The following is an 18,811-nucleotide window of genomic DNA, read 5'->3' on the forward strand; positions in this document are numbered from 1 at the left end:
TTGAGCTGTGAGGCGCGTGGGCTGGGGCGGGAAGACAGCAGTTGGCGCGTTATTCAAGCAGCCTGGCAACGCTCTGGCTTGTACGTTTGTTCGAGTTTTAGCGTGACGAGGCGAATGCTTGAGATGGGAATTGGTTTCAACTAGCTTGACTTTACCAGCGAGTCGGCGGGCATCGATATCTGGCTCCCATAGTCGATCTCCAGGCTAGAAAGAGGGCGATATTCATGACTTTTGGTCAGGACTCTTTTGCCCGTAAGTACCTGTTTGTCTTGCTGGTACGACCCTTAATCTGCCGCCTTACTGGTCGGAGACTTTCATGTGTAAAGGTTCGCTCATTCTGATGGTCTGTCTGGCCGCAACCAGCTTGAGCCCGATGTTTGCCCGAGCAAACCGGAACGTGAGCCGCTCGATATGATCCGCCTGGGTGACGCCTGGATTTCACTGGAACGCAGGGAGGCCTTCCGCGACGGCGCGCCGGTGCGTCTGGGCGGCCGTGCCTTCGATGTGCTGGCCGCGCTGCTGGCTGCGCCCGGACGCTTGCTGACCAAAGCCGAGCTGCTACAGGCTGCCTGGCCCGGCGTGGTGGTCGAGGAGAACAACCTGCAGGTGCAGATTTCCACCCTGCGCCGGCAATTGGCGCTGGATGCACGCCTGCTGGAAACCGTGCCGCGCCGGGGCTATCGCCTCAATCTTGAGGTGCCGGTGCAGGCCGAGCGTCTCAGTCTGGTGGCCAATGCTCCGGCGCCCGCCGTCGAGGTGCATGTGATCGACGACGAGCCAGCGGTGCGTACGGCGCTGGTGCGCCAGTTGCGCGCCGCCGGTATCGAGGCGCGTGGTTATGCCTCGGCCGGGGAGTTTCTCGACTGCCGCCCCTATGATCGCCCCGGTTGCCTGCTGCTCGATGTGCGCCTGCGTGAAGGCAGCGGCTTCGACCTGCAGGCGCAGCTGGCGCGCTGCGGCGCTCCCTTGCCCATCGTGTTCATGAGCGGTGTCGGCACCATCGACATGTCGGTACGGGCGATGAAGGCTGGCGCCGAGAGCTTCCTGACCAAGCCGGTCGAGGAGGCGCAACTGCTGGCTGCCGTTGGTGAGGCCATGGCCCGCGCCACCGTGCAGCACCAGCAGAGCAGCGCACGCCAGGCGATCCAGGCGCGCTACGCCAGCCTCACGCCACGTGAGCGCGACGTCTTCGCCCTGCTGCTGGAGGGCCAGCAAAACCGGCAGATCGCCCAGCGTCTTGGCCTGCAGGACGTGACGGTGAAGATGCACAAAAAGCACGTGATGACAAAACTCGGGGCCAGCAACCTGATACACCTGTTCGTGGCTGGCCGTGCGTTGGGCATGCTCCCCCAGCTCGATGCGGTCGCCGAACCGGCCTGAGCCGCATGCGCCATTCACCCTCTGCCCAACCGTTGCCAAGGGCTTGCCATGAAGGTCGTGTGCGTCGTCGACGACGAACCCCAGGTTCGCAAGAGCCTCGCCAATCTGCTGCGCTCCGCCGGGTACCAGGCCGTGTGCTTCGCTTCGGGGGAAGGCTTTCTCGCCTCGGAGTGGTGCTCGCGTGCCATGGCGCTGGTGCTCGATCTGCACATGCCGGGCCTGCAGGGGGTGGACGTGCAGTGCCGTCTGAAGGAGGCCGGATTTTCCCTGCCGGTGATCTGCATGTCCGCCAACAATAGCCGGGAGGTTGCCCAGCAGGCCCTGCAGGACGGCGCCCGGGCCTTTCTGGCCAAGCCGTTCAGCGCCGAAGCCTTGTTGACGCTGTTGGCCAGCCTGTCGGGAGCCGAGGCATGAGCGCCCAACCTTTCGCCTTGCCGCTGCAAGCAGCCGAGCCCTTGGCGCAATGTTTCGACGCGCACTGGATGGCAAACCTGGACTGGCAGCCGCTGGATCATTGCGCTGGCGTCAGCCGTTGGCGGGTTGACGATGCGCGCGCCGGACGTAAGTGGCTGGTGGTGCGAGCCGATGCTCAGGCCACGCGCTGGGAGCAGGCCGGGCTGGATCATGAATATGCCCTGGCGCCGCGCCTTGCGCCTGACTGGGCACTGTTGCCGGTGGCGCGCCTCGGCTGTGCCGAAGGCACCCTGCTGGTGCTCGATGACGAAGCCGGCGTGCCGCTGTCGACGCTGAGCCAGGCGCCCCTGTCGGTGCCGCGCTTCCTGCAACTGGCGCTGGCCAGCGCGCGGGCGTTGGCCGGCCTGCATCGAGCGGGCCTGGTGCACCGCAACCTGTGCCCGGAAAACCTCATTCTCGACCCGCAGGGTGGTGTGCGCCTGACCGGCTTCTGCCGTGCTGCCGTGGGTGACGAGGCAAGCCTGACACTGCCGCCCGTGGCCTGCCTGGCCTACCTGCCGCCGGATCAGGCAGGCAAGCCCAGTGCCGATCTCTATGCGCTGGGTGTGTGCTTCTTCCTCTGGCTGACCGGACGCCATCCCTTCGAGGCGCAGGATGTCGTCGAATGGCAGCACCGGCACGCCGCCGTTGCCGCGCCGCTGCCGTCTTCGCTGCGGCCGGGGCTACCGGGCTATTTGGATGCCCTGGTGAGCTGGATGCTGGCCAAGCAGGGTGGGGCCAGGCCGCAACAGGCCGAGCAGGTGGAGGCGACCTTGCAGCGCTGCCTGCAGGCCTGGCGTGAGGGCCCCAGCCTACATCGTGTGGCACCAGCTACGCCCCGCCTGATCGGACGCGAGGCGGAACTGGCGGTGTTGCGCGAGGCCTGTCAGGGTTTGCTGCGGGGGCAAGGTAGCGTTTTGTTGCTGGAAGGCGAGGCGGGCATCGGCAAAACCTCGCTGGTGCGGCGCATGCGCCAGGAGGAGGGCGAGGGGCCCTTGTTGTTCGCCAGTGCCAAGTGTGAGCTGAGCCGCCGAGGCCGGCCATATGAAACCCTCGAAGCGCTGTTCGCCGAACTCTGCGAGCGCCTGCTGGCCGAACCGCCCGAGCAGGTCGAGCACTGGCGCTGGCTGTTGCAGGCGCAGGTGGCTGCACATGGCACGCATCTGGTACGCCTGATCCCGGCTCTGGCGCCGCTGCTCGGCGAGGTTGCCGACGCGGGATGCGAGTTGTTGCCGAGCGAGGCAAGACGCTATCTGTGCGGTTTGTTGCAACGCTTGCTACTGACCCTGGCCCAGCCGGGCCAGCCGCTCTTGCTGTTCATCGACGATGTGCAGTGGATCGACAAGGAGAGCAGTGACTTTCTCGCCGAGTTGCCCGAGACGGCGTTCGATCACTTGTTGCTGATCCTGGCCTGTCGCCCATGTCCGGAGGCGCAGGCGGCGCGCAGGCTGCTCGAGACTTGCCGCGCCCTGGAGGCGCGTTATCGGGCGTTGCCCCTGCTGCCGCTGGATGCCAGAGGCTTGGCCGAGTGGCTGGAGCCGGATGCCTGGCAGGCTTCGGCGATACCGGTGGAGCTGGCCGCGCGGTTGCAGCGCCACGGCTCGGTCAGTCCGCTGTTCCTGCAACAGTTCGATGCGCTCTGGCGGGAGCGGGGCGCGATAGCCGGGGATGACCTCGATAGCCTGTTGGCTGCACGCCTGCAATGCCTGCCCCTGGCCACCTGTGAGGTGCTGCAGGTGCTGGCCCTGCTGGGCAACCAGACACGCCTGGAGGAGCTCGCCGGAGCCTGCAGTCTGCCGCTGTCGCGGGTGACCACTTGCCTGGTGCCGGCACTGGAAGCCGGGTTGGTCATCGAGCACGGCGAGGCACTGATGTTCGTTCATGACAGCGTGCAGGAGGCCGTGCATGCCAGCCTGTCGTCGGATCAGGCCGCCTGCCTGCAGACCTGGTTGGTGGACAATCTGATGGCCGGTCTGTCCGAATTCGCTGTCGGTGAAGCGCTGACGCGCGTGGCGGAACAGGCTTTGCGGCTACAGCCCGAAGCCCTGAGTATGGAGCAGCGACTGGCCGTCATCGACCTGCTGGTGCAGGCGGCCGGCCAAGCAATCGATGTGGCCGCAGCAGGGCTGACGCTGGCTTATCTGCGTCAGGCGGAGTCGTTGTTGATCGGCCTCGATCAACCGCAGCGACGTGATCGGGTGAATCTGCACCTGGTGCGTGGGCTGATCCTCGATGCCGATTACGCCGGCGCCGAGCAGGGCATCGCACGTTGCCTGGCCAGCAGACTGCCGGCTACGCAGCGGGTCGAACTGCAGCGCCTGCAGGTGGAAACCCTGTCCCTGCAGGGGCGTTATCGTGCTGCGCTGGCATGTGCCGTCGAGGCACTGGCCGAGCTTGGCCTGGACTTCCCGAGCGAGCCTGATCAGCAGCAAGCCGAGGCTGCCTGGCAGGCCCTGCTGGATGAGTTGGGCGAGCGGCCGCCCTGTCTGTTCGTGACCCTGCCGCCCGCCGAGGAGGTCAGGGTGCTGTCGGTCATGGGCCTGTTGACGGCCCTGATGATTCCGGGCTCGTTCGTTCAGCCGCATCTGATGTTGCTGGCGAGCTGCCGGATCGCCCTGCTGGCGCTGCACCATGGCCTGAGTGCAACGGCGGTGCAGGCGCTGGCCTGGCTCGGCGTGGCGGCCGCCGAGCGCTTCGAGTTTCATGGCCTGGGGTTCGCCTTCGCCGCCGTGGCCCGGCAACTGGCCGAGCGGCCGGAGTATGCCGCCAGCCGCATGTCTGTGTTGCTGGCGCTGGATCAGGTCAGCGTCTGGACGCAATCGCTCCCCTATGCCCTGGAGTGCGCCGAACAGGCTTATCGCGCCAGCCTGTCGCAGGGGGCACCGAGTTTCGCCTGCTATGCCAATAACCACATCGTTTCGGATCTGTTGGTGTTGGGCGCGCCCATCGAGCGCATGCTGCAGCAGATCGACACGGGCCTGGCGCTGGCGTGCAACCTGGAGTTCCGCGATGCGCAGAGCATCCTGCACATCCAGGCGCGCTACATTCGCCGCCTTGCCGGGGATACCGCGACACGCTGGCCGATACCGGACAAGGCCACCCTGCAGGCGCGCGTAGAGGGCAGCGACATGGGGCCGCTGCGTTTCTGGTGGTGGCTGTTTGAAGGGCTGCTGGCCTTCCTCGAAGGCGACTTCGCCGTCGCTGCCCAGTACATGGATCGTGCCTGGAAGCTGACCTGGTCGGCACCCGTGCATATCCAGCAGATCGACCTGGCGATGTTCAGTGTGCTCAACCGTGCCGCTCTGCAGGGCAGCACCGGCCAGGTACAGGATTACGCCGAGCCCCTGCGCCGCTTGCGCCTGTGGGCCGAGCTCAATCCGCGTTACTTCAAGGATCGCCTGGCCCTGGCCGAGGCCGAGGTGGCGCGGGTCGAGGGCGACCTGCTCGGGGCGCTGCGCCTCTACGAACAAGCCATCGAGTATGCCGAGAGCGCCGGGGCCGTGCATATCAAGGGCCTGGGCCACGAGCTGGCTGCCCGTTGCCATGGCGAGTTGCAACTGCGGGTCAGTGCTCGTGAACACCTGCGCCGTGCCCACGCGGCGTGGCGGCGTTGGGGGGCGCATACCCTGGCCAGGCAACTGGAACAGGCCCATGGTTTTCTCAGCGAACGGGACGGCGACTTGCAGGACTTGCCGTCGATGGCACAGCAGGTGGATCGACTGTCGATCACCCGCGCCTGCCAGGCTCTGTCGCGCGAGATCGAGCCCGACGCGCTGATCGAAAGCCTGTTGGCCAATGCCGCCATGTACGCCAACGCCGGCTACGTGGTGCTGGTTCTGGCCGAGCAACAGCACCTGCGCGTGGCCGCCTGTGGCCAGTCGGACAGCGCTGGTGTGCGCGTGCGCCTGGCACCGCAGGAGCCTGTCGAACAGTTGTTGCCCCTGCTGCTGGTGCGTCAGGCGATGGCCGGTGGTGGGCCGCTGTTGGTGGAAGGGCGCTATGCCTTGCGCCGTTATACCGACGATCCCTATCTGCGCCAGCTAGACACCGGCTCGGTACTCTGTCTGCCGCTGCTCAAGCAGCGCGAGGTCATTGGTGCGCTGTACCTGGAGAATCGTCTTACCACGGGGGCCATCGATCCGAGCCGTGTCGATTTACTGGCCTTGCTCGCGGCGCAGGCGGCGATTTCCCTCAGCCATGCGCGGCTGTACGCTGATTTGCTGGCAGAGAACCAGCGGCGCCGGGAAAGCCAGGGCAACCTGCGGCGTACCCAGGCGCTGCTGGCGCTGGGGCAGGAGGTGAGTCGCTATGGCACCTTCATCTGGCGCCTGCGGATCGAACCATCGTTCTGGTCGGCGACGCTGCTGGCGGAGCTGGGACTGAGCCCGGGGGCGGGCGACGACTACCTGCAGTATCCTGCTGCTCTGGTGCATGAGGATGATCGCGTACGCTTCGAGCAGACCCTGGCAGCAGCGCTGGAGGCACGGCGCGGCATGCGCCTGGAGTTTCGCTGCGTTTCGGTTGAGGCCACCCCGCGCTACCTGGAGTTGCTGCTCGAACCGACCGACCTCTATACCCTGATCGGCGTGGTCAGCGACATTAGCGAGCGGCGCCGTACCGAGGCCGAGCTGCATGCGGCGCGCAGCGAACTGGAGCGCACTGCCCAGGCGGCGATCCTCGGCGAACTGACGGCGTCGATCTCCCACGAGATCAATCAGCCGCTGGCGTCCATCCTCTCCAATGCCGCGGCCAGCGTGCGTTGGCTGGAGCGTGAGCAGCCCTCGGTCGGCGACGCGCTCGAAGGGCTGCAGGACATTCTCTCGGAGTGCCGTCGTGCCGCTGAGATCATCCGCGCGACCCGCGCGCTCGCATGCCAGGCGCCAGGCGAATGCCAGCCACTCGATCCGGCCCAGATGATCCGCCAGGTGCTGGCCATCACCCAGGCGGAGATCGACGACAAGCACATCGAGCTTAGCCTGCACCTGCAAGGTGGCCTGCTGGTGGCAGGTGATGCCGTGCAACTGCAGCAGGTGGTGCGTAACCTGCTGCAGAACGCTATCGAGGCCATGAGCGTCCTACCAACCAGTAATCGCCGCCTGCGCCTGCAATGCGCTCGCCAGGGCGAAGAGCTGCTGGTGCTGGTCGAGGACAGTGGGCCGGGCGTACCCGAGGCGCTGCAGGGGCAGGTTTTCCAGGCCTTCTTCAGTACCAAGTCCAGCGGTATGGGCATGGGGCTGGCCATCTGCCGTTCGATCATCTCAAACCATGGTGGCGTGCTCGGCGCGACCCTCGGGCGCAACGACGAAAGCCTGTTCTTCTTCACCTTGCCTGTGTATCGCGGCTGAAGGACTTTCAGGGTTTTTCAGCCTTGCTCAAGGACACTTGAAGCCCCTGGCCGCGACGCTTGCCTCATTGTCGAGGAGAGCGATCATGAGCGCATTGGGACTGGCCAGGCAGGTGACGCTGGATGCCGAAGCCTATCGATTGACGCAGGGACTGCAGGCGCTTCTGCAGTCGTCGGCCGCCGATGATGAGCGGCTGTTCTCACTGAGCCGGCAGTTGTGCGACTACCTGCTGGGGCGCGATCAGGGCGCCTGCGAACGTACGCAGCAGAATGCGCGCCTGGCGCCCTGGCAGGAGCGCCGGGCCAAGGAGCTGCTGGCCGGCAGCCTGTCCGGGCGCCTGTACATCGCCGAGGTGGCGCAGCAGTGCGCGATGTCGCGCAGCCATTTTTCCCGCGCGTTCAAGCGGAGCACCGGGCTGTCGCCGCAGGAGTGGGTGATCAATCTGCGCATCGAGACGGCGCAGCGCATGCTCAGTCAGAGCCGTCGTTCGCTGACCGAAATCGGCCAGGATTGCGGGTTCTGCGACCAGGCGCATTTCACCCGCACCTTCAATCGCCGGGTGGGCATGTCACCCAATCGCTGGCGCCAGGCCAGTCGAACTGAGCATGCTTCAGGGATATCACCGCAGGGATAGGTCGCTCTGTGCGAGGATGCAGCGCAGCATCGTGAATCGCGCTGGATGCTCCTACAATGGCGGCCTCACTCGCGAGGCCGCTTGCCATGCTCGAACTCGATTCCACCCTGGCGCAGCATATCGTCGACCGTGCCATGGCCATCCTGCCGCATAACATCAATGTGATGGATGCGCAGGGCATGATCATCGGCAGTGGCGATCCCAGCCGTCTGCACACTCGTCACGAGGGCGCGCAACTGGTGCTGGCCAACCGTCGCGTGGTGGAGATCGACGCGCAGGCGGCGGCCTGCCTGCGTGGGGTCAAGCCGGGGGTGAATCTGCCACTGCTGCATGCCGACCAGTTGATCGGCGTGCTCGGTATTACCGGCGACCCGGAAACCGTGCGGCCATACGCCGAGCTGGTGCGCATGGCCGCCGAGATGCTCGTCGAGCACCGCGTGTTGCAAGCCGAGCGACACTGGCAGCGGCACCAGCAAGAAGCCTGGCTGCGCCACCTGCTCGACCCGCAGCAGGGCCTGGCCGGGCTGGCATCCGAGGCTGAACGCCTGGGCTTGCATCTGAGCTGGCCGCGGCAGATGTGTTTGCTGCGCTTGAGCGAGGAGGGCGACCCGCTGCCGCGTCAGGCCCGCCTGCTGACGGCGCTGGGCGGCAAGAGCGAGCATCTGCTGGCGCCCTTGGGCCGTCTCGAAGTGCTCTGGTGTCGGCCCTACAGCGCCTCGCGGGACGATCAGGCCTGGCTGGCCCAGGCCGACGAGCGTGAGTGGGGCGTGCAGTGCCTGGCGCTCAGCGATCCGTTGGCCGATCTGGCCGAGTTGCGCCAGGCCAGCCTGGTACTGCGTGATCTGCAGGCCTATGGCCGGGCGCGCTTTCCCGAGCGCCGTGTGTTGCGCCTGGATGAGCTGCGATTGCCCACGCTGCTCTATGCCCAGCGCCACAACTGGTTGTTGCAAGGATGGCTGGCGCCGCTGCGTCGGGTGCTGGCGCAGGACACCCAGGGCAGCCTGCGTGAAACCCTGGAGGCCTGGTGTGCCCATGACGGCCAGGCGCAGGCCTGTGCCCAGGCGCTGGGCATTCATCGCAATACCCTGCGTTATCGCCTGGAGCGTATCAGTGAGCTCAGTGGCCTGGATCTCGGTCGCTTCGACCAGCGCCTGCAGCTATCCCTGGGGCTCGGGCTGCTGGAGCCGGATGCTCAGGGGTGAGCGGTAGGAGCGGATTTATCCGCGATCTGCTCGTGCAGGGCGCCAATCCCAGTCGCGGATAAATCCGCTCCCACAAGAATGAGGGGGACTTTGTGCGGGTGCACAGGGCGATGCGCCATCATGTCGGTGCTGTTGGTGCCTGCGCACAGAGCGGTGTGGGCATGAGCTGAGCCACAATGGAGTGCCTGTTCGGCATTCCCAAGCGGATGTGGCGTCCGCTCATAACAACAATGAGGAGACTGGTCATGGGCCTGGTCCTGATTCTGGTGGCGCTTATCGCGTTCATCGTGCTGTCCACCACCCGTTTGAAACTGCACCCCTTTCTCGCCTTGCTCGGTGCCGCGCTGATCGCCGGCTTCGCCTATCAACTGCCCAGCGGCGAAATCATCAAGACCATCACTGCCGGCTTCGGCGGGATTCTCGGTTACATCGGCATCGTCATCGTGCTCGGCACCATCATCGGCGTGATCCTCGAGCGCAGCGGCGCCGCCATCACCATGGCCGAGACGGTGATCCGTGTGCTGGGCCAGCGTTTTCCCACGCTGACCATGTCGATCATCGGTTATCTGGTGTCGATCCCGGTGTTCTGCGACTCCGGCTACGTCATCCTCAACTCGTTGAAGAACGCCCTGGCCGCACGCATGAAAGTCTCCGTGGTGGCCATGAGCGTGGCCCTGGCCACCGGCCTCTACGCCACCCACACCTTCGTGCCGCCGACGCCGGGGCCGATTGCCGCTGCCGGTAACCTGGGCCTCGACGCCTCGCTGGGCCTGGTAATTCTGGTGGGTCTGGTGGTCGCCGCTGCAACCGCCTTCGCCGGCATGCTCTGGGCCAACCGTTACCTCAAGCAGGATGACAGCCAGTTGCTGGAGGAAGCCCCCAGCGAACTGCTGGCCGAAAACCTCGATTTCGATGCGCTGCGCGCCCGTTACGGCAAACTGCCGAACGCCTGGCAGGCCTTCGCGCCGATCTTCGTACCCATCGCCCTGATCTGCCTGGGGTCGATTGCCGCCTTCCCGAGCAAGCCATTCGGCAGCGAAGGCCTGTTCACGGTGCTGAGCTTTCTCGGCCAGCCAGTCGCTGCGCTGCTGGTAGGGCTGGCACTGGCTTGCAGCCTGCTCAAGGGCAAGGACAAGCGTAAGCAATTCCATGACTTCGTCGCCGACGGCCTCAAGGATGCCGCGCCGATCCTGCTGATCACCGGTGCCGGTGGCGCCTTCGGTGCAGTGCTCAAGGCCACGGCGCTGACCGGCTACCTGGGCGACACCCTGTCGGCGCTGGGCATTGGCCTGTTCATGCCGTTCCTGGTGGCGGCGGCGCTGAAAAGTGCGCAGGGCTCGTCCACCGTGGCGCTGGTCACCACCTCGGCCATGGTCGCGCCGCTGCTGAGCAATCTGGGCCTGGACAGCGAGATGGGCCGCGTGCTGACCGTGATGGCCATTGGCGCTGGCGCCATGACCGTGTCCCACGCCAACGACAGCTTCTTCTGGGTGGTCACCCAGTTCAGCCGCATGAAAGTGGCCACAGCCTATCGCGCTCAGACTCTGGCGACCCTGGTTCAGGGCATCGCCGGCATGCTCACCGTGTGGCTGCTCAGCCTGGTGCTGCTGTAATCCGCTCCAACGGCGGACGGCCATGGCGCCGTTCGCCCCTGCCGAGGTACCCGAGATGAAAATCGTCATCGCCCCCGACTCCTTCAAGGAGAGTCTCAGTGCGCCCGATGTGGCGGCTGCCATCGCTCGTGGCTGGCAGCAGGTGTTCCCCGAGGCCGAGTGCCTGTTGCGGCCAATGGCCGATGGCGGCGAAGGTACGGTGGATGCATTGCTCGCGGCCGTCGGTGGCGAGCGCCGCGAATGCCAGGTGCGCGGCCCCATGGGCACGCCCGTGCAGGCGCACTGGGGCTGGCTGGGCGACGCGACGGCGGTGATCGAAATGGCAGCCGCCAGCGGGCTGCACTGGGTGCCGCGTGAGCAGCGCGACGCCTGCCTGGCCAGCAGCTACGGCACTGGGGAGTTGATCCGCCAGGCGCTGGATGCCGGCGCGAAGCGCATCATTCTCGGCCTTGGCGGCAGCGCCACCAACGATGGTGGCGCCGGTTTGCTGCAGGCTCTGGGCCTGCGTCTACTTGATGAGCAGGGACGTGAACTGCCACCCGGCGGTGCGGCGCTGGCTGGGCTGGATCAGCTCGATCTCAGCGGCCTGGACGCGCGTTTGCTGTCGGTGCAGGTGGAGGTGGCAGCCGACGTCGACAACCCCCTGTGCGGCCCGCGTGGTGCCTCCGCGGTGTTCGGTCCGCAGAAGGGCGCGACCCCCGCGCAGGTCGAGCAACTGGATGCTGCCCTCGGGCGCTTCGCGCGCATCGCTGCCGCGACGCTGGGGGAGGATCACGCCGGTTTTCCGGGTGTCGGCGCGGCTGGTGGTCTCGGTTTTGCCGCGCGTGCCTTCTTGAAGGCCAGCTTCCGCCCTGGCATCGCCCTGGTGGCTGAGCTTTCTGGCCTGGCCGAAGCCGTGGCGGGCGCCGATCTGGTGATCACCGGGGAAGGGCGGATGGATGCGCAGACCCTGCACGGCAAGACGCCGATGGGCGTGGCCAAAGTGGCGCAGGTGGCGGGCGTGCCGGTGATCGCTCTGGCCGGTAGCCTCGGCGACGGCTATCAGGCGCTTTACGACGCCGGCATCGAGGCGGCCTTCAGTCTTGCGCCGGGGCCGCTGAGCCTGGAGCAGGCGATGGCGGGCGCGGCTGCTGAGCTGGAGGCACGGGCGGTGGATATCGCGCGGCTATGGCGCCTGGCCGGGCGTGGCTGAGCTGCCGTCATAGTCCTGCGCTGCCTGTTCGAGAAATGCCGATAATTGCTTGCGCGGCAGCTTTTGTCGACGGGCAACTTCCAGGCGTTCGAGCATGAAGCTACGCTTGTCTGCATCGGTACCGGCCAGGGAGAGCGCCAGGTCACGATCCACCCAGCGCCTTATGCGCAGGTACAGCCAGCCATGGAAGATCAGGCCGGCGAGGGTGGTGACCAGAATGATGAAATAGTCCATGCAGTACTCTGATGCCTCGATTCACAGCGCATTCTAGCTGTCGGGCGGCTGTACGGGGCTGTGTCTTTACGTCGCGTCGAGTGACACTTTGCCGCCAGGGCTGTCTAATGGTTCAACTGATCAACGGAGGAAGTCCACCATGCGTAAGCCTGCAGTATTGACTGTGTTCGTTGCCGCGACTCTGACCCTGGGCGGTTGTGCGTCTAGCCTGACTGGCGACACCTACAGCCGTGACGAGGCTCGCCAGGTTCAGACGGTGCGCATGGGTACCATCGAATCCCTGCGCCCGGTGAAGATCGAAGGCACCAAGACCCCGATAGGCGCCGGTGCTGGTGCGGTCATCGGTGGCGTTGGCGGCAGTGGTCTGGGTGGCGGTCGCGGCAGCGCGGTAATGGCGGTGATCGGCGCAGTGGCCGGTGGCCTGCTGGGCGCGGCGGCCGAAGAGGGCCTGACCCGTACCCAGGGTGTGGAGATCACCGTGCGTGAGGACGACGGCACCATGCGCGCCTACGTGCAGGAAGTCGAGCCCAACCAGATTTTCCGCGTCGGTGAGCGTGTACGCATCATGACGGTGAATGGCACCAGTCGCGTCACTCACTGAATAGTGGATGGAAGAACCGGAGCGGTCGTGGACTGCTCCGGTTTTTTTATGCGTGCGGCTCATCTATCGCTCGATAGATAGATTCGCTTATTCAGGTGTCGGTGCGTTTAGTAATAATTCAATGCATGACGATCCGCCGATAGGTATGGATAATCGGTGGTTATTCTTGTCACGACAACGACTTAGCTGATTCGTTGTGGTGCGGGGTTCGTCACCGTCAGGGAGTTGCGACTCCAGTTCTCGTCGTCGGTCGTGGTCGGCCGGCGTGCCTGCATAAGGGGTTTTGCTGATGGCGCTTGCGTTGATCGTCGCCTTGCCATTTCTGGGGCTGTTGCTTCCGGTGCTCGCCGAGCGCCTGGGGCGTTCGGCCTGTGCCGTCGCGGCTGCACTGCCGCCGTTGATCGCGCTGGTGCTGTTGTTCAGTTTGCAGCCGGGGGTATTTGCCGGTGAGGTGCTGCGGGTCAGGCTGGAGTGGTTGCCGCAACTGGGTTTCAACCTCAGCTTGCGCCTCGACGGCCTGGGGTTTCTCTTCGCCCTGCTGATTCTCGGCATCGGCCTGCTGGTGATCCTCTACGCCCGCTACTACCTGTCCAAGAGCGAGCCGATGGGGCGCTTCTTCGCCTTCCTGTTGCTGTTCATGGGCGCCATGCTTGGCGTGGTGCTGTCGGAAAACCTGCTGCTGATGCTGGTGTTCTGGGAGCTGACCAGCCTCTCGTCGTTCTTGCTGATCGGCTTCTGGGGTTCGCGCTCCGATGCCCGCAAGGGCGCGCGCATGGCCCTGGCGATCACCGGTGGCGGCGGCCTGGCGCTGCTGGCCGGCATCCTGCTGATCGGTCATATCGCCGGCAGCTTCGAGCTGTCGCAGGTGCTCGCCGCCGGCTATGCGATCCGTGCCCATGAACTGTACCCGCTGGCGCTGGTGCTGGTGCTGCTGGGGGTGTTCACCAAGTCGGCGCAGTTTCCCTTCCATTTCTGGCTGCCGCATGCAATGGCGGCGCCGACGCCGGTGTCTGCCTATCTGCACTCGGCGACCATGGTCAAGGCCGGTGTCTTCCTGCTGGCCCGTCTGTACCCGGCGCTGGCCGGTTCCGAGTGGTGGTTCTATCTGGTCAGCCTGACCGGCCTGGCCACGCTGTTGATCGGCGCGACCCTGGCGCTGTTCCAGCATGACCTCAAGGGCCTGCTGGCTTACTCGACCATCAGCCACCTGGGCCTGATCACCCTGTTGTTCGGCCTCGATACGCGCCTGGCGGCAGTCGCCGCGGTGTTCCACATCATCAACCACGCCACCTTCAAGGCCTCCCTGTTCATGGCCGCTGGCATCATCGACCACGAAACCGGCAGCCGTGACATGCGGCGTATCAACGGCATGTGGAAGTACATGCCGCACACGGCGATGCTGGCCATGGTGGCGGCCTCGGCGATGGCCGGGGTGCCACTGCTCAACGGCTTTTTGAGCAAGGAAATGTTCTTCACCGAAACCCTGCACCAGCACCTGCTGGGCAGCTTCAATTGGGTGATTCCGGCAGCGGCGACCCTGGCCGGGGTGTTCTCGGTGGCCTATTCGCTGCGCTTTATCCACGACGTGTTCTTCAACGGCGAGCCCATCGATCTGCCGAAATACCCGCCGCACGAGCCGCCGCGTTACATGAAGGTGCCGGTGGAGGTGCTGGTGTTCCTGTGCCTGCTGGTGGGCATCGTGCCGGCCTACACCGTGGCGCCGCTGCTGGCTGCCGCAGCTTCGGCAACCTTGGGGGGCAACCTGCCGGAGTACAGCCTGTCGATCTGGCATGGCGTCAACCTGCCGCTGATCATGAGCCTGGTCGCACTGATCGGCGGTGTGTTGGTCTACGCCCTGCGCAAGCCGCTGTTCCGTTGGTACGCCGGAATGCCCAGCGTGGATGCCAAGCTGGTGTTCGAGCGCATGGTGGTGAGCCTGTTCATCAGTGCATCGGCGCTGACCCGCCGCTTGGACAATGCATCGCTGCAGCGCTACATCGCCTACCTGCTGGGGTCGGCCATCGTCGTGGTGGTGATGGCGCTGGGGCCGCTGCCGGAGTTGGGTGGTTCGGTGCCGCTCAGTCCGATCGACGGCATTACCGCGCTGGGGCTGGGTATTCTGACTCTCGCTGCGCTGGTCACGGTGATCTTCCACCGTCAGCGTCTGGTGGCGCTGTTGATGCTCAGCGTGGTCGGGCTGATGGTGGCGCTGGCCTTTGCCCGTTTCTCGGCGCCGGATCTGGCGCTGACGCAGCTATCGGTCGAGGTGGTGACCATCATCCTGCTGATGCTGGCGCTGTTCTTCCTGCCGGCGCAGACGCGGGTGGAGTCCAGCAGCATGCGCGCCCTGCGTGACTTCAGCCTGGCCATCGGCAGCGGGGTGATGGTGTCGATGCTGGCCTTCGCCGTGCTCACTCGCCCCTACGACAGCATTGCCGGCTACTTCTTGGCCAACAGCGTTTCCGGTGGCGGTGGCACCAACGTGGTCAACGTCATTCTGGTGGACTTCCGTGGCTTCGATACCCTGGGCGAGATCAGCGTGCTGGCCATCGCCGGTGTCGGCATCTACGCCATGCTCGATGGCCTGCGCCTGTTCCAGCCCAATGCCGACGCCGAGGGCCGTAGCTGGGCGCGGGATCGCCACCCGCTGATCCTCGCTACCCTGTCGCGCGTGCTGTTGCCGATGGCGCTGCTGATTTCGGTGTTCATCTTCCTGCGCGGTCACAACCTGCCGGGTGGCGGCTTCATCGCTGGCCTGGTCACCGCCGTGGCGCTGATCCTGCAATACGTGGCCAGCGGGGTGCAGTGGACGCAATCGCGTCTGCCGCTCAACTACCACCGCCTGGCGGGCAGCGGCGTAATGATCGCAACCGCCACGGGGTTGGGTAGCTGGTTGTTCGAGCGCCCTTTCCTGACCTCGGCGTTCGGTCATTTCCACATCCCCCTGGTGGGGGAGATCGAGCTGGCCACGGCCATGCTCTTCGACCTGGGCGTTTACCTGACGGTAGTCGGGTCGACCCTGCTCATTCTCGCTAACCTGGGCAAGTTGACCCAGGAAAAGCCCGGCCAGGAGGTACTCTGACATGGAGGCGCTATTTGCCGTCGCGCTTGGCATTCTGACCTCGAGCGGCGTGTATCTGTTACTGCGAGCCCGCACCTTCCCGGTGGTGATGGGCCTGACCCTGATTTCCTATGCGGTCAACCTGTTCCTCTTCGCCATGGGGCGCCTGCAGACCGGCGCTTCCACTGTGATCGGGCTTGGCTCGCGCTACGTCGACCCGCTGCCGCAGGCGCTGGTGCTGACCGCCATCGTCATCGGCTTCGCCATGACCGCCTTCGTCGTGGTGCTGGCACTGCGCAGCGTCGGTGAGCTGAGCACCGACCACGTCGATGGCCGGGAGCAGCATCGATGAACCATGCGTTGATCCTTCCTCTGCTCCTGCCCATGTTGGCAGGCAGCCTGCTACTGGTAGCCGCGCGCCGCGACATGCCGTTCAAGCGGCTCGTTTCCGTCGCTGCCACGGCCTTGCTCGTACCGCTGAGCCTGTGGCTGCTGCTACAGGCCGACCAGGGCGTGATTCAGGTCTATGCCCTGGGCAACTGGCAGCCGCCGTTCGGCATCGTGCTGGTGCTCGACCGTCTCAGCGCGCTGATGCTGGTCGTGACCTCGGTGTTGGCGTTGTTCGCCGTGCTCTATGCCATGCGTGGCGACGACGAGCGCGGGCGCAACTTCCACGCCCTGTTCCAGTTCCAGTTGCTGGGTATCAACGGTGCCTTTCTCACCGGCGACCTGTTCAACCTGTTCGTCTTCTTCGAGATCCTGCTGATCGCCTCCTACTCGCTGCTGCTGCATGGCGGTGGCAAGGATCGGGTGCGGGCGGGTCTGCACTATGTGGTGCTCAACCTGGTCGGCTCGGCCTTCTTCCTGATTGCCGTGGGCACGCTGTATGGCGTTACCGGCACGCTGAACATGGCCGACATGTCGGTACGCGTCGCTGCCGCCGGTGCCGATCATGCACCGCTGATCGCTGCCGCGGCCATGTTGTTGCTGGTGGTGTTCGGCCTCAAGGCGGCGTTCCTGCCGCTGTACTTCTGGCTGCCGCGCGCCTATGCCGCGGCCACCGCGCCGGTGGCGGCGCTGTTCGCCATCATGACCAAGGTCGGCCTGTATTCGATCCTGCGCGTCTACACCCTGGTGTTCGGCGACGAAGCCGGCAACCTCTCGCACATGGTGCAGGAGTGGCTGTGGCCGCTGGCTCTGCTGACCCTGGCGCTGGGTGCCATCGGTGCCTTCGCTTCGGTCACGCTGCAGGGCATGCTCGCCTACCTGGTGGTGCTGTCGGTGGGTACCTTGCTCGCCGGCATGGCACTGGGTACGCCCGAGGCGCTGCAGGCCGCGCTGTTCTACCTGATTCACAGCACTTGGGTGGCGGGGGCGCTGTTCCTCATCGCCGACCTGATCAGCCGCCAGCGCGGCATCAAGGTGGGCCAACTGATCCAGGGGCCGGCGCTGCAGAACCCGCATATTCTCGGCGCGCTGTTCTTCGCCGGCGCCATTGCCGTGGCCGGGTTGCCGCCACTGTCCGGTTTCTTCGGCAAGGTGCTGCTGCTCAAGGCAGTCGGGACGGGTTGGGAGGCCGCGCTGTTGTGGCCGGTGGTGCTGATCGGTGGTCTGGTGACCCTGATCAGCCTCAGCCGCGCCGGCAGCACGCTGTTCTGGCGCGTCGGCCTGAGCCAACTGGACAGTGCCGAACTCGATACTGGCCGCCTGCTCGCGGCTATCGGCCTGCTGCTGATGAGCCCGCTGCTGGTGGCCTGTGCCGCGCCGGCACTGGATTATCTGGCCGCCACGGTGGCGCAACTGCATGACCTGGAGAGTTACCACATGATCCTGCACAGCGGAGGTGGCGCATGAGCGCACGTCGCTGGTTGCCACATCCGCTGCTGAGCCTGTGCCTGCTCGGCGTCTGGCTGTTGTTGGTGAACGATTTCAGTTTTGGCCAATGGTTGCTGGGGGCATTCCTCGGCTGGCTGATCCCCCTGGTCAGCCAGGTGTTCTGGATCAACCCGCCGCAGATCCGCAAGCCGCTCAAGCTGTGCCTGTTCCTGCTGCGTGTGCTGGGCGACATCGTGGTGGCCAATCTGGAAGTGGCCAAACTCATCCTCGGCCCGACCAGTCGCCTGCGCCCGGCTTTCGTCGAGGTTCCGGTACAACTGGACGACGAGTTGGCGCTGACCATGCTCGCCAGCATCGTGTCGCTGACGCCGGGCACCGTCTCGGCCGACCTCAGCGATGACAAGCGCACGCTGCTGATCCACAGCCTCAACGTGGATGACGAGGCAGAGCTGGTGCGCACCATCCAGACCCGTTACGAAGCCCCGCTGCTGGAGGTATTCGCATGCTCGCGTACGTGATCCCGATCTGCCTGGCCATCATGGGCCTGGCACTGGTGCTGACCCTGGCCCGGCTGATCAAGGGCCCGGACATGCCCGACCGCATCCTGGCGCTCGATACCCTGTACATCAACGCCATCGCCCTGCTGGTATTGTTCGGCATCTGGCTGGGTTCGGATCTGTACTTCGAGGCGGCGCTGCTGATCGCGGTGATGGGCTTCATCGGCACCGTCGCAGTCGCCAAGTATCTGCTGCGCGGCGACATCATCGAATAAGAACGATCTGCTGCGCGTCGGCCCTGCTGCGTTAAAAACAGGCTCGGAATGCTCATGTACAAAAGTACACTCCGCTTCCTCACCTGTTTTTGCCTTGCATGGCGCTAGCTCGCGAGATCGTTGAATCGTTCTACGGAGATTGCTGTATGCAAACTTGGATCGAAGGCCTGGTCGCCCTGTTTCTGCTAATCGGCAGCCTGTTCGCCCTGGTGGGCGCCATCGGCCTGTATCGTCTGCCGGATTTCTTCATGCGCCTGCATGGCCCGACCAAGGCCACCACCATGGGCGTGGGCGGCATGGTCATCGCGTCGCTGATCTTCTTCGGCACGCGCGGCAACGGCATCAGCCTGCACGAGCTGCTGATCACCCTGTTCCTGTTCATCACCGCGCCGGTCAGCGCGCACATGCTGGCCAAGGCTGCATTGCAGCAGAAGCTGCCAATGAACGAGCGGACGCGTGGGCGCCCCTGGGAGCAGTGAGGGTGTAGT

The 18,811-nt window shown here is 65.3% G+C and carries 15 protein-coding genes; 14 read left to right on the forward strand and 1 reads right to left on the reverse strand.

Annotation, left to right across the window (positions count from 1 at the left end):
* The first annotated feature begins 411 nt into the window (after window positions 1-411).
* The 7 genes from PVE35_RS06595 to PVE35_RS06625 all read left to right on the forward strand — a co-directional run bounded on the left by PVE35_RS06595 (window position 412) and on the right by PVE35_RS06625 (window position 11,819).
* On the forward strand, window positions 412-1,380 hold the full coding sequence (locus PVE35_RS06595) for a response regulator (RefSeq protein ID WP_277374183.1): 969 nt from the start codon (window positions 412-414) through the stop codon (window positions 1,378-1,380).
* Window positions 1,381-1,428: 48 nt separating this feature from the next.
* Window positions 1,429-1,794, forward strand: coding sequence for a response regulator (locus PVE35_RS06600; RefSeq protein WP_277374184.1), 366 nt, complete (start codon window positions 1,429-1,431; stop codon window positions 1,792-1,794).
* Window positions 1,791-7,178: an AAA family ATPase gene (locus tag PVE35_RS06605; RefSeq protein WP_277374185.1), complete on the forward strand. Its 5,388-nt coding sequence runs from the start codon at window positions 1,791-1,793 to the stop codon at window positions 7,176-7,178. The genes PVE35_RS06600 and PVE35_RS06605 overlap by 4 nt, the downstream gene beginning before the upstream one ends.
* A gap of 85 nt (window positions 7,179-7,263) precedes the next feature.
* On the forward strand, window positions 7,264-7,812 hold the full coding sequence (locus PVE35_RS06610) for an AraC family transcriptional regulator (protein WP_277374186.1): 549 nt from the start codon (window positions 7,264-7,266) through the stop codon (window positions 7,810-7,812).
* Between the two features lie 86 nt (window positions 7,813-7,898).
* Window positions 7,899-9,014, forward strand: a complete 1,116-nt coding sequence (locus PVE35_RS06615) for a sugar diacid recognition domain-containing protein (RefSeq protein WP_268182255.1) — start codon at window positions 7,899-7,901, stop codon at window positions 9,012-9,014.
* A gap of 245 nt (window positions 9,015-9,259) precedes the next feature.
* Complete coding sequence (locus PVE35_RS06620; RefSeq protein WP_277374187.1) at window positions 9,260-10,627, forward strand: GntP family permease; 1,368 nt, start codon at window positions 9,260-9,262, stop codon at window positions 10,625-10,627.
* Window positions 10,628-10,682: 55 nt separating this feature from the next.
* Complete coding sequence (locus PVE35_RS06625) at window positions 10,683-11,819, forward strand: glycerate kinase (RefSeq protein ID WP_268184224.1); 1,137 nt, start codon at window positions 10,683-10,685, stop codon at window positions 11,817-11,819.
* On the opposite strand, the gene PVE35_RS06630 is transcribed toward PVE35_RS06625, so the two are convergent.
* Window positions 11,793-12,053: a hypothetical protein gene (locus PVE35_RS06630; RefSeq protein ID WP_268182259.1), complete on the reverse strand. Its 261-nt coding sequence runs from the start codon at window positions 12,051-12,053 to the stop codon at window positions 11,793-11,795. The genes PVE35_RS06625 and PVE35_RS06630 overlap by 27 nt on opposite strands.
* 139 nt (window positions 12,054-12,192) lie before the next feature.
* Between PVE35_RS06630 and PVE35_RS06635 the strand changes: the two genes are divergently transcribed.
* From PVE35_RS06635 to PVE35_RS06665, 7 genes are all read left to right on the forward strand, one after another.
* Complete coding sequence (locus PVE35_RS06635; RefSeq protein WP_268182260.1) at window positions 12,193-12,654, forward strand: hypothetical protein; 462 nt, start codon at window positions 12,193-12,195, stop codon at window positions 12,652-12,654.
* A 289-nt stretch (window positions 12,655-12,943) separates the two neighbouring features.
* Window positions 12,944-15,736, forward strand: a complete 2,793-nt coding sequence (locus tag PVE35_RS06640) for a monovalent cation/H+ antiporter subunit A (RefSeq protein ID WP_268182262.1) — start codon at window positions 12,944-12,946, stop codon at window positions 15,734-15,736.
* A 1-nt stretch (window position 15,737) separates the two neighbouring features.
* The gene (locus tag PVE35_RS06645) at window positions 15,738-16,067 is read left to right on the forward strand and encodes a Na+/H+ antiporter subunit C (RefSeq protein ID WP_268182265.1); all 330 of its coding nucleotides are present in this window, start codon (window positions 15,738-15,740) and stop codon (window positions 16,065-16,067) included.
* Window positions 16,064-17,569: a monovalent cation/H+ antiporter subunit D gene (locus PVE35_RS06650; protein WP_277374188.1), complete on the forward strand. Its 1,506-nt coding sequence runs from the start codon at window positions 16,064-16,066 to the stop codon at window positions 17,567-17,569. Before PVE35_RS06645 ends, PVE35_RS06650 begins: the two co-directional genes overlap by 4 nt.
* The gene (locus PVE35_RS06655) at window positions 17,566-18,069 is read left to right on the forward strand and encodes a Na+/H+ antiporter subunit E (RefSeq protein ID WP_268182270.1); all 504 of its coding nucleotides are present in this window, start codon (window positions 17,566-17,568) and stop codon (window positions 18,067-18,069) included. Before PVE35_RS06650 ends, PVE35_RS06655 begins: the two co-directional genes overlap by 4 nt.
* Window positions 18,054-18,323 carry a K+/H+ antiporter subunit F gene (locus PVE35_RS06660; RefSeq protein ID WP_037049014.1) on the forward strand — a complete coding sequence of 90 codons (270 nt, stop codon included), beginning with the start codon at window positions 18,054-18,056 and terminating at the stop codon, window positions 18,321-18,323. The genes PVE35_RS06655 and PVE35_RS06660 overlap by 16 nt, the downstream gene beginning before the upstream one ends.
* Before the next feature lie 146 nt (window positions 18,324-18,469).
* A complete protein-coding gene (locus PVE35_RS06665) occupies window positions 18,470-18,802 on the forward strand; it encodes a Na+/H+ antiporter subunit G (RefSeq protein ID WP_277374189.1) in 333 nt (110 codons plus the stop codon).
* Window positions 18,803-18,811: the final 9 nt, after the last annotated feature.

The sequence above is a fragment of the Pseudomonas sp. AA-38 genome (genome assembly GCF_029457475.1).
Taxonomy (GTDB): domain Bacteria; phylum Pseudomonadota; class Gammaproteobacteria; order Pseudomonadales; family Pseudomonadaceae; genus Aquipseudomonas.

Bases quoted from the DNA above. Each gene is read 5' to 3' on its own strand.
- PVE35_RS06640 (WP_268182262.1), top strand. From the start codon at position 12,944: ATGGCGCTTGCGTTGATCGTCGCCTTGCCATTTCTGGGGCTGTTGCTT.
- PVE35_RS06645 (WP_268182265.1), top strand. From the start codon at position 15,738: ATGGAGGCGCTATTTGCCGTCGCGCTTGGCATTCTGACCTCGAGCGGC.
- PVE35_RS06650 (WP_277374188.1), top strand. From the start codon at position 16,064: ATGAACCATGCGTTGATCCTTCCTCTGCTCCTGCCCATGTTGGCAGGC.
- PVE35_RS06630 (WP_268182259.1), bottom strand. From the start codon at position 12,053: ATGGACTATTTCATCATTCTGGTCACCACCCTCGCCGGCCTGATCTTC.
- PVE35_RS06600 (WP_277374184.1), top strand. From the start codon at position 1,429: ATGAAGGTCGTGTGCGTCGTCGACGACGAACCCCAGGTTCGCAAGAGC.
- PVE35_RS06605 (WP_277374185.1), top strand. From the start codon at position 1,791: ATGAGCGCCCAACCTTTCGCCTTGCCGCTGCAAGCAGCCGAGCCCTTG.
- PVE35_RS06610 (WP_277374186.1), top strand. From the start codon at position 7,264: ATGAGCGCATTGGGACTGGCCAGGCAGGTGACGCTGGATGCCGAAGCC.
- PVE35_RS06620 (WP_277374187.1), top strand. From the start codon at position 9,260: ATGGGCCTGGTCCTGATTCTGGTGGCGCTTATCGCGTTCATCGTGCTG.
- PVE35_RS06635 (WP_268182260.1), top strand. From the start codon at position 12,193: ATGCGTAAGCCTGCAGTATTGACTGTGTTCGTTGCCGCGACTCTGACC.
- PVE35_RS06615 (WP_268182255.1), top strand. From the start codon at position 7,899: ATGCTCGAACTCGATTCCACCCTGGCGCAGCATATCGTCGACCGTGCC.
- PVE35_RS06625 (WP_268184224.1), top strand. From the start codon at position 10,683: ATGAAAATCGTCATCGCCCCCGACTCCTTCAAGGAGAGTCTCAGTGCG.
- PVE35_RS06665 (WP_277374189.1), top strand. From the start codon at position 18,470: ATGCAAACTTGGATCGAAGGCCTGGTCGCCCTGTTTCTGCTAATCGGC.
- PVE35_RS06660 (WP_037049014.1), top strand. From the start codon at position 18,054: ATGCTCGCGTACGTGATCCCGATCTGCCTGGCCATCATGGGCCTGGCA.
- PVE35_RS06655 (WP_268182270.1), top strand. From the start codon at position 17,566: ATGAGCGCACGTCGCTGGTTGCCACATCCGCTGCTGAGCCTGTGCCTG.
- PVE35_RS06595 (WP_277374183.1), top strand. From the start codon at position 412: ATGATCCGCCTGGGTGACGCCTGGATTTCACTGGAACGCAGGGAGGCC.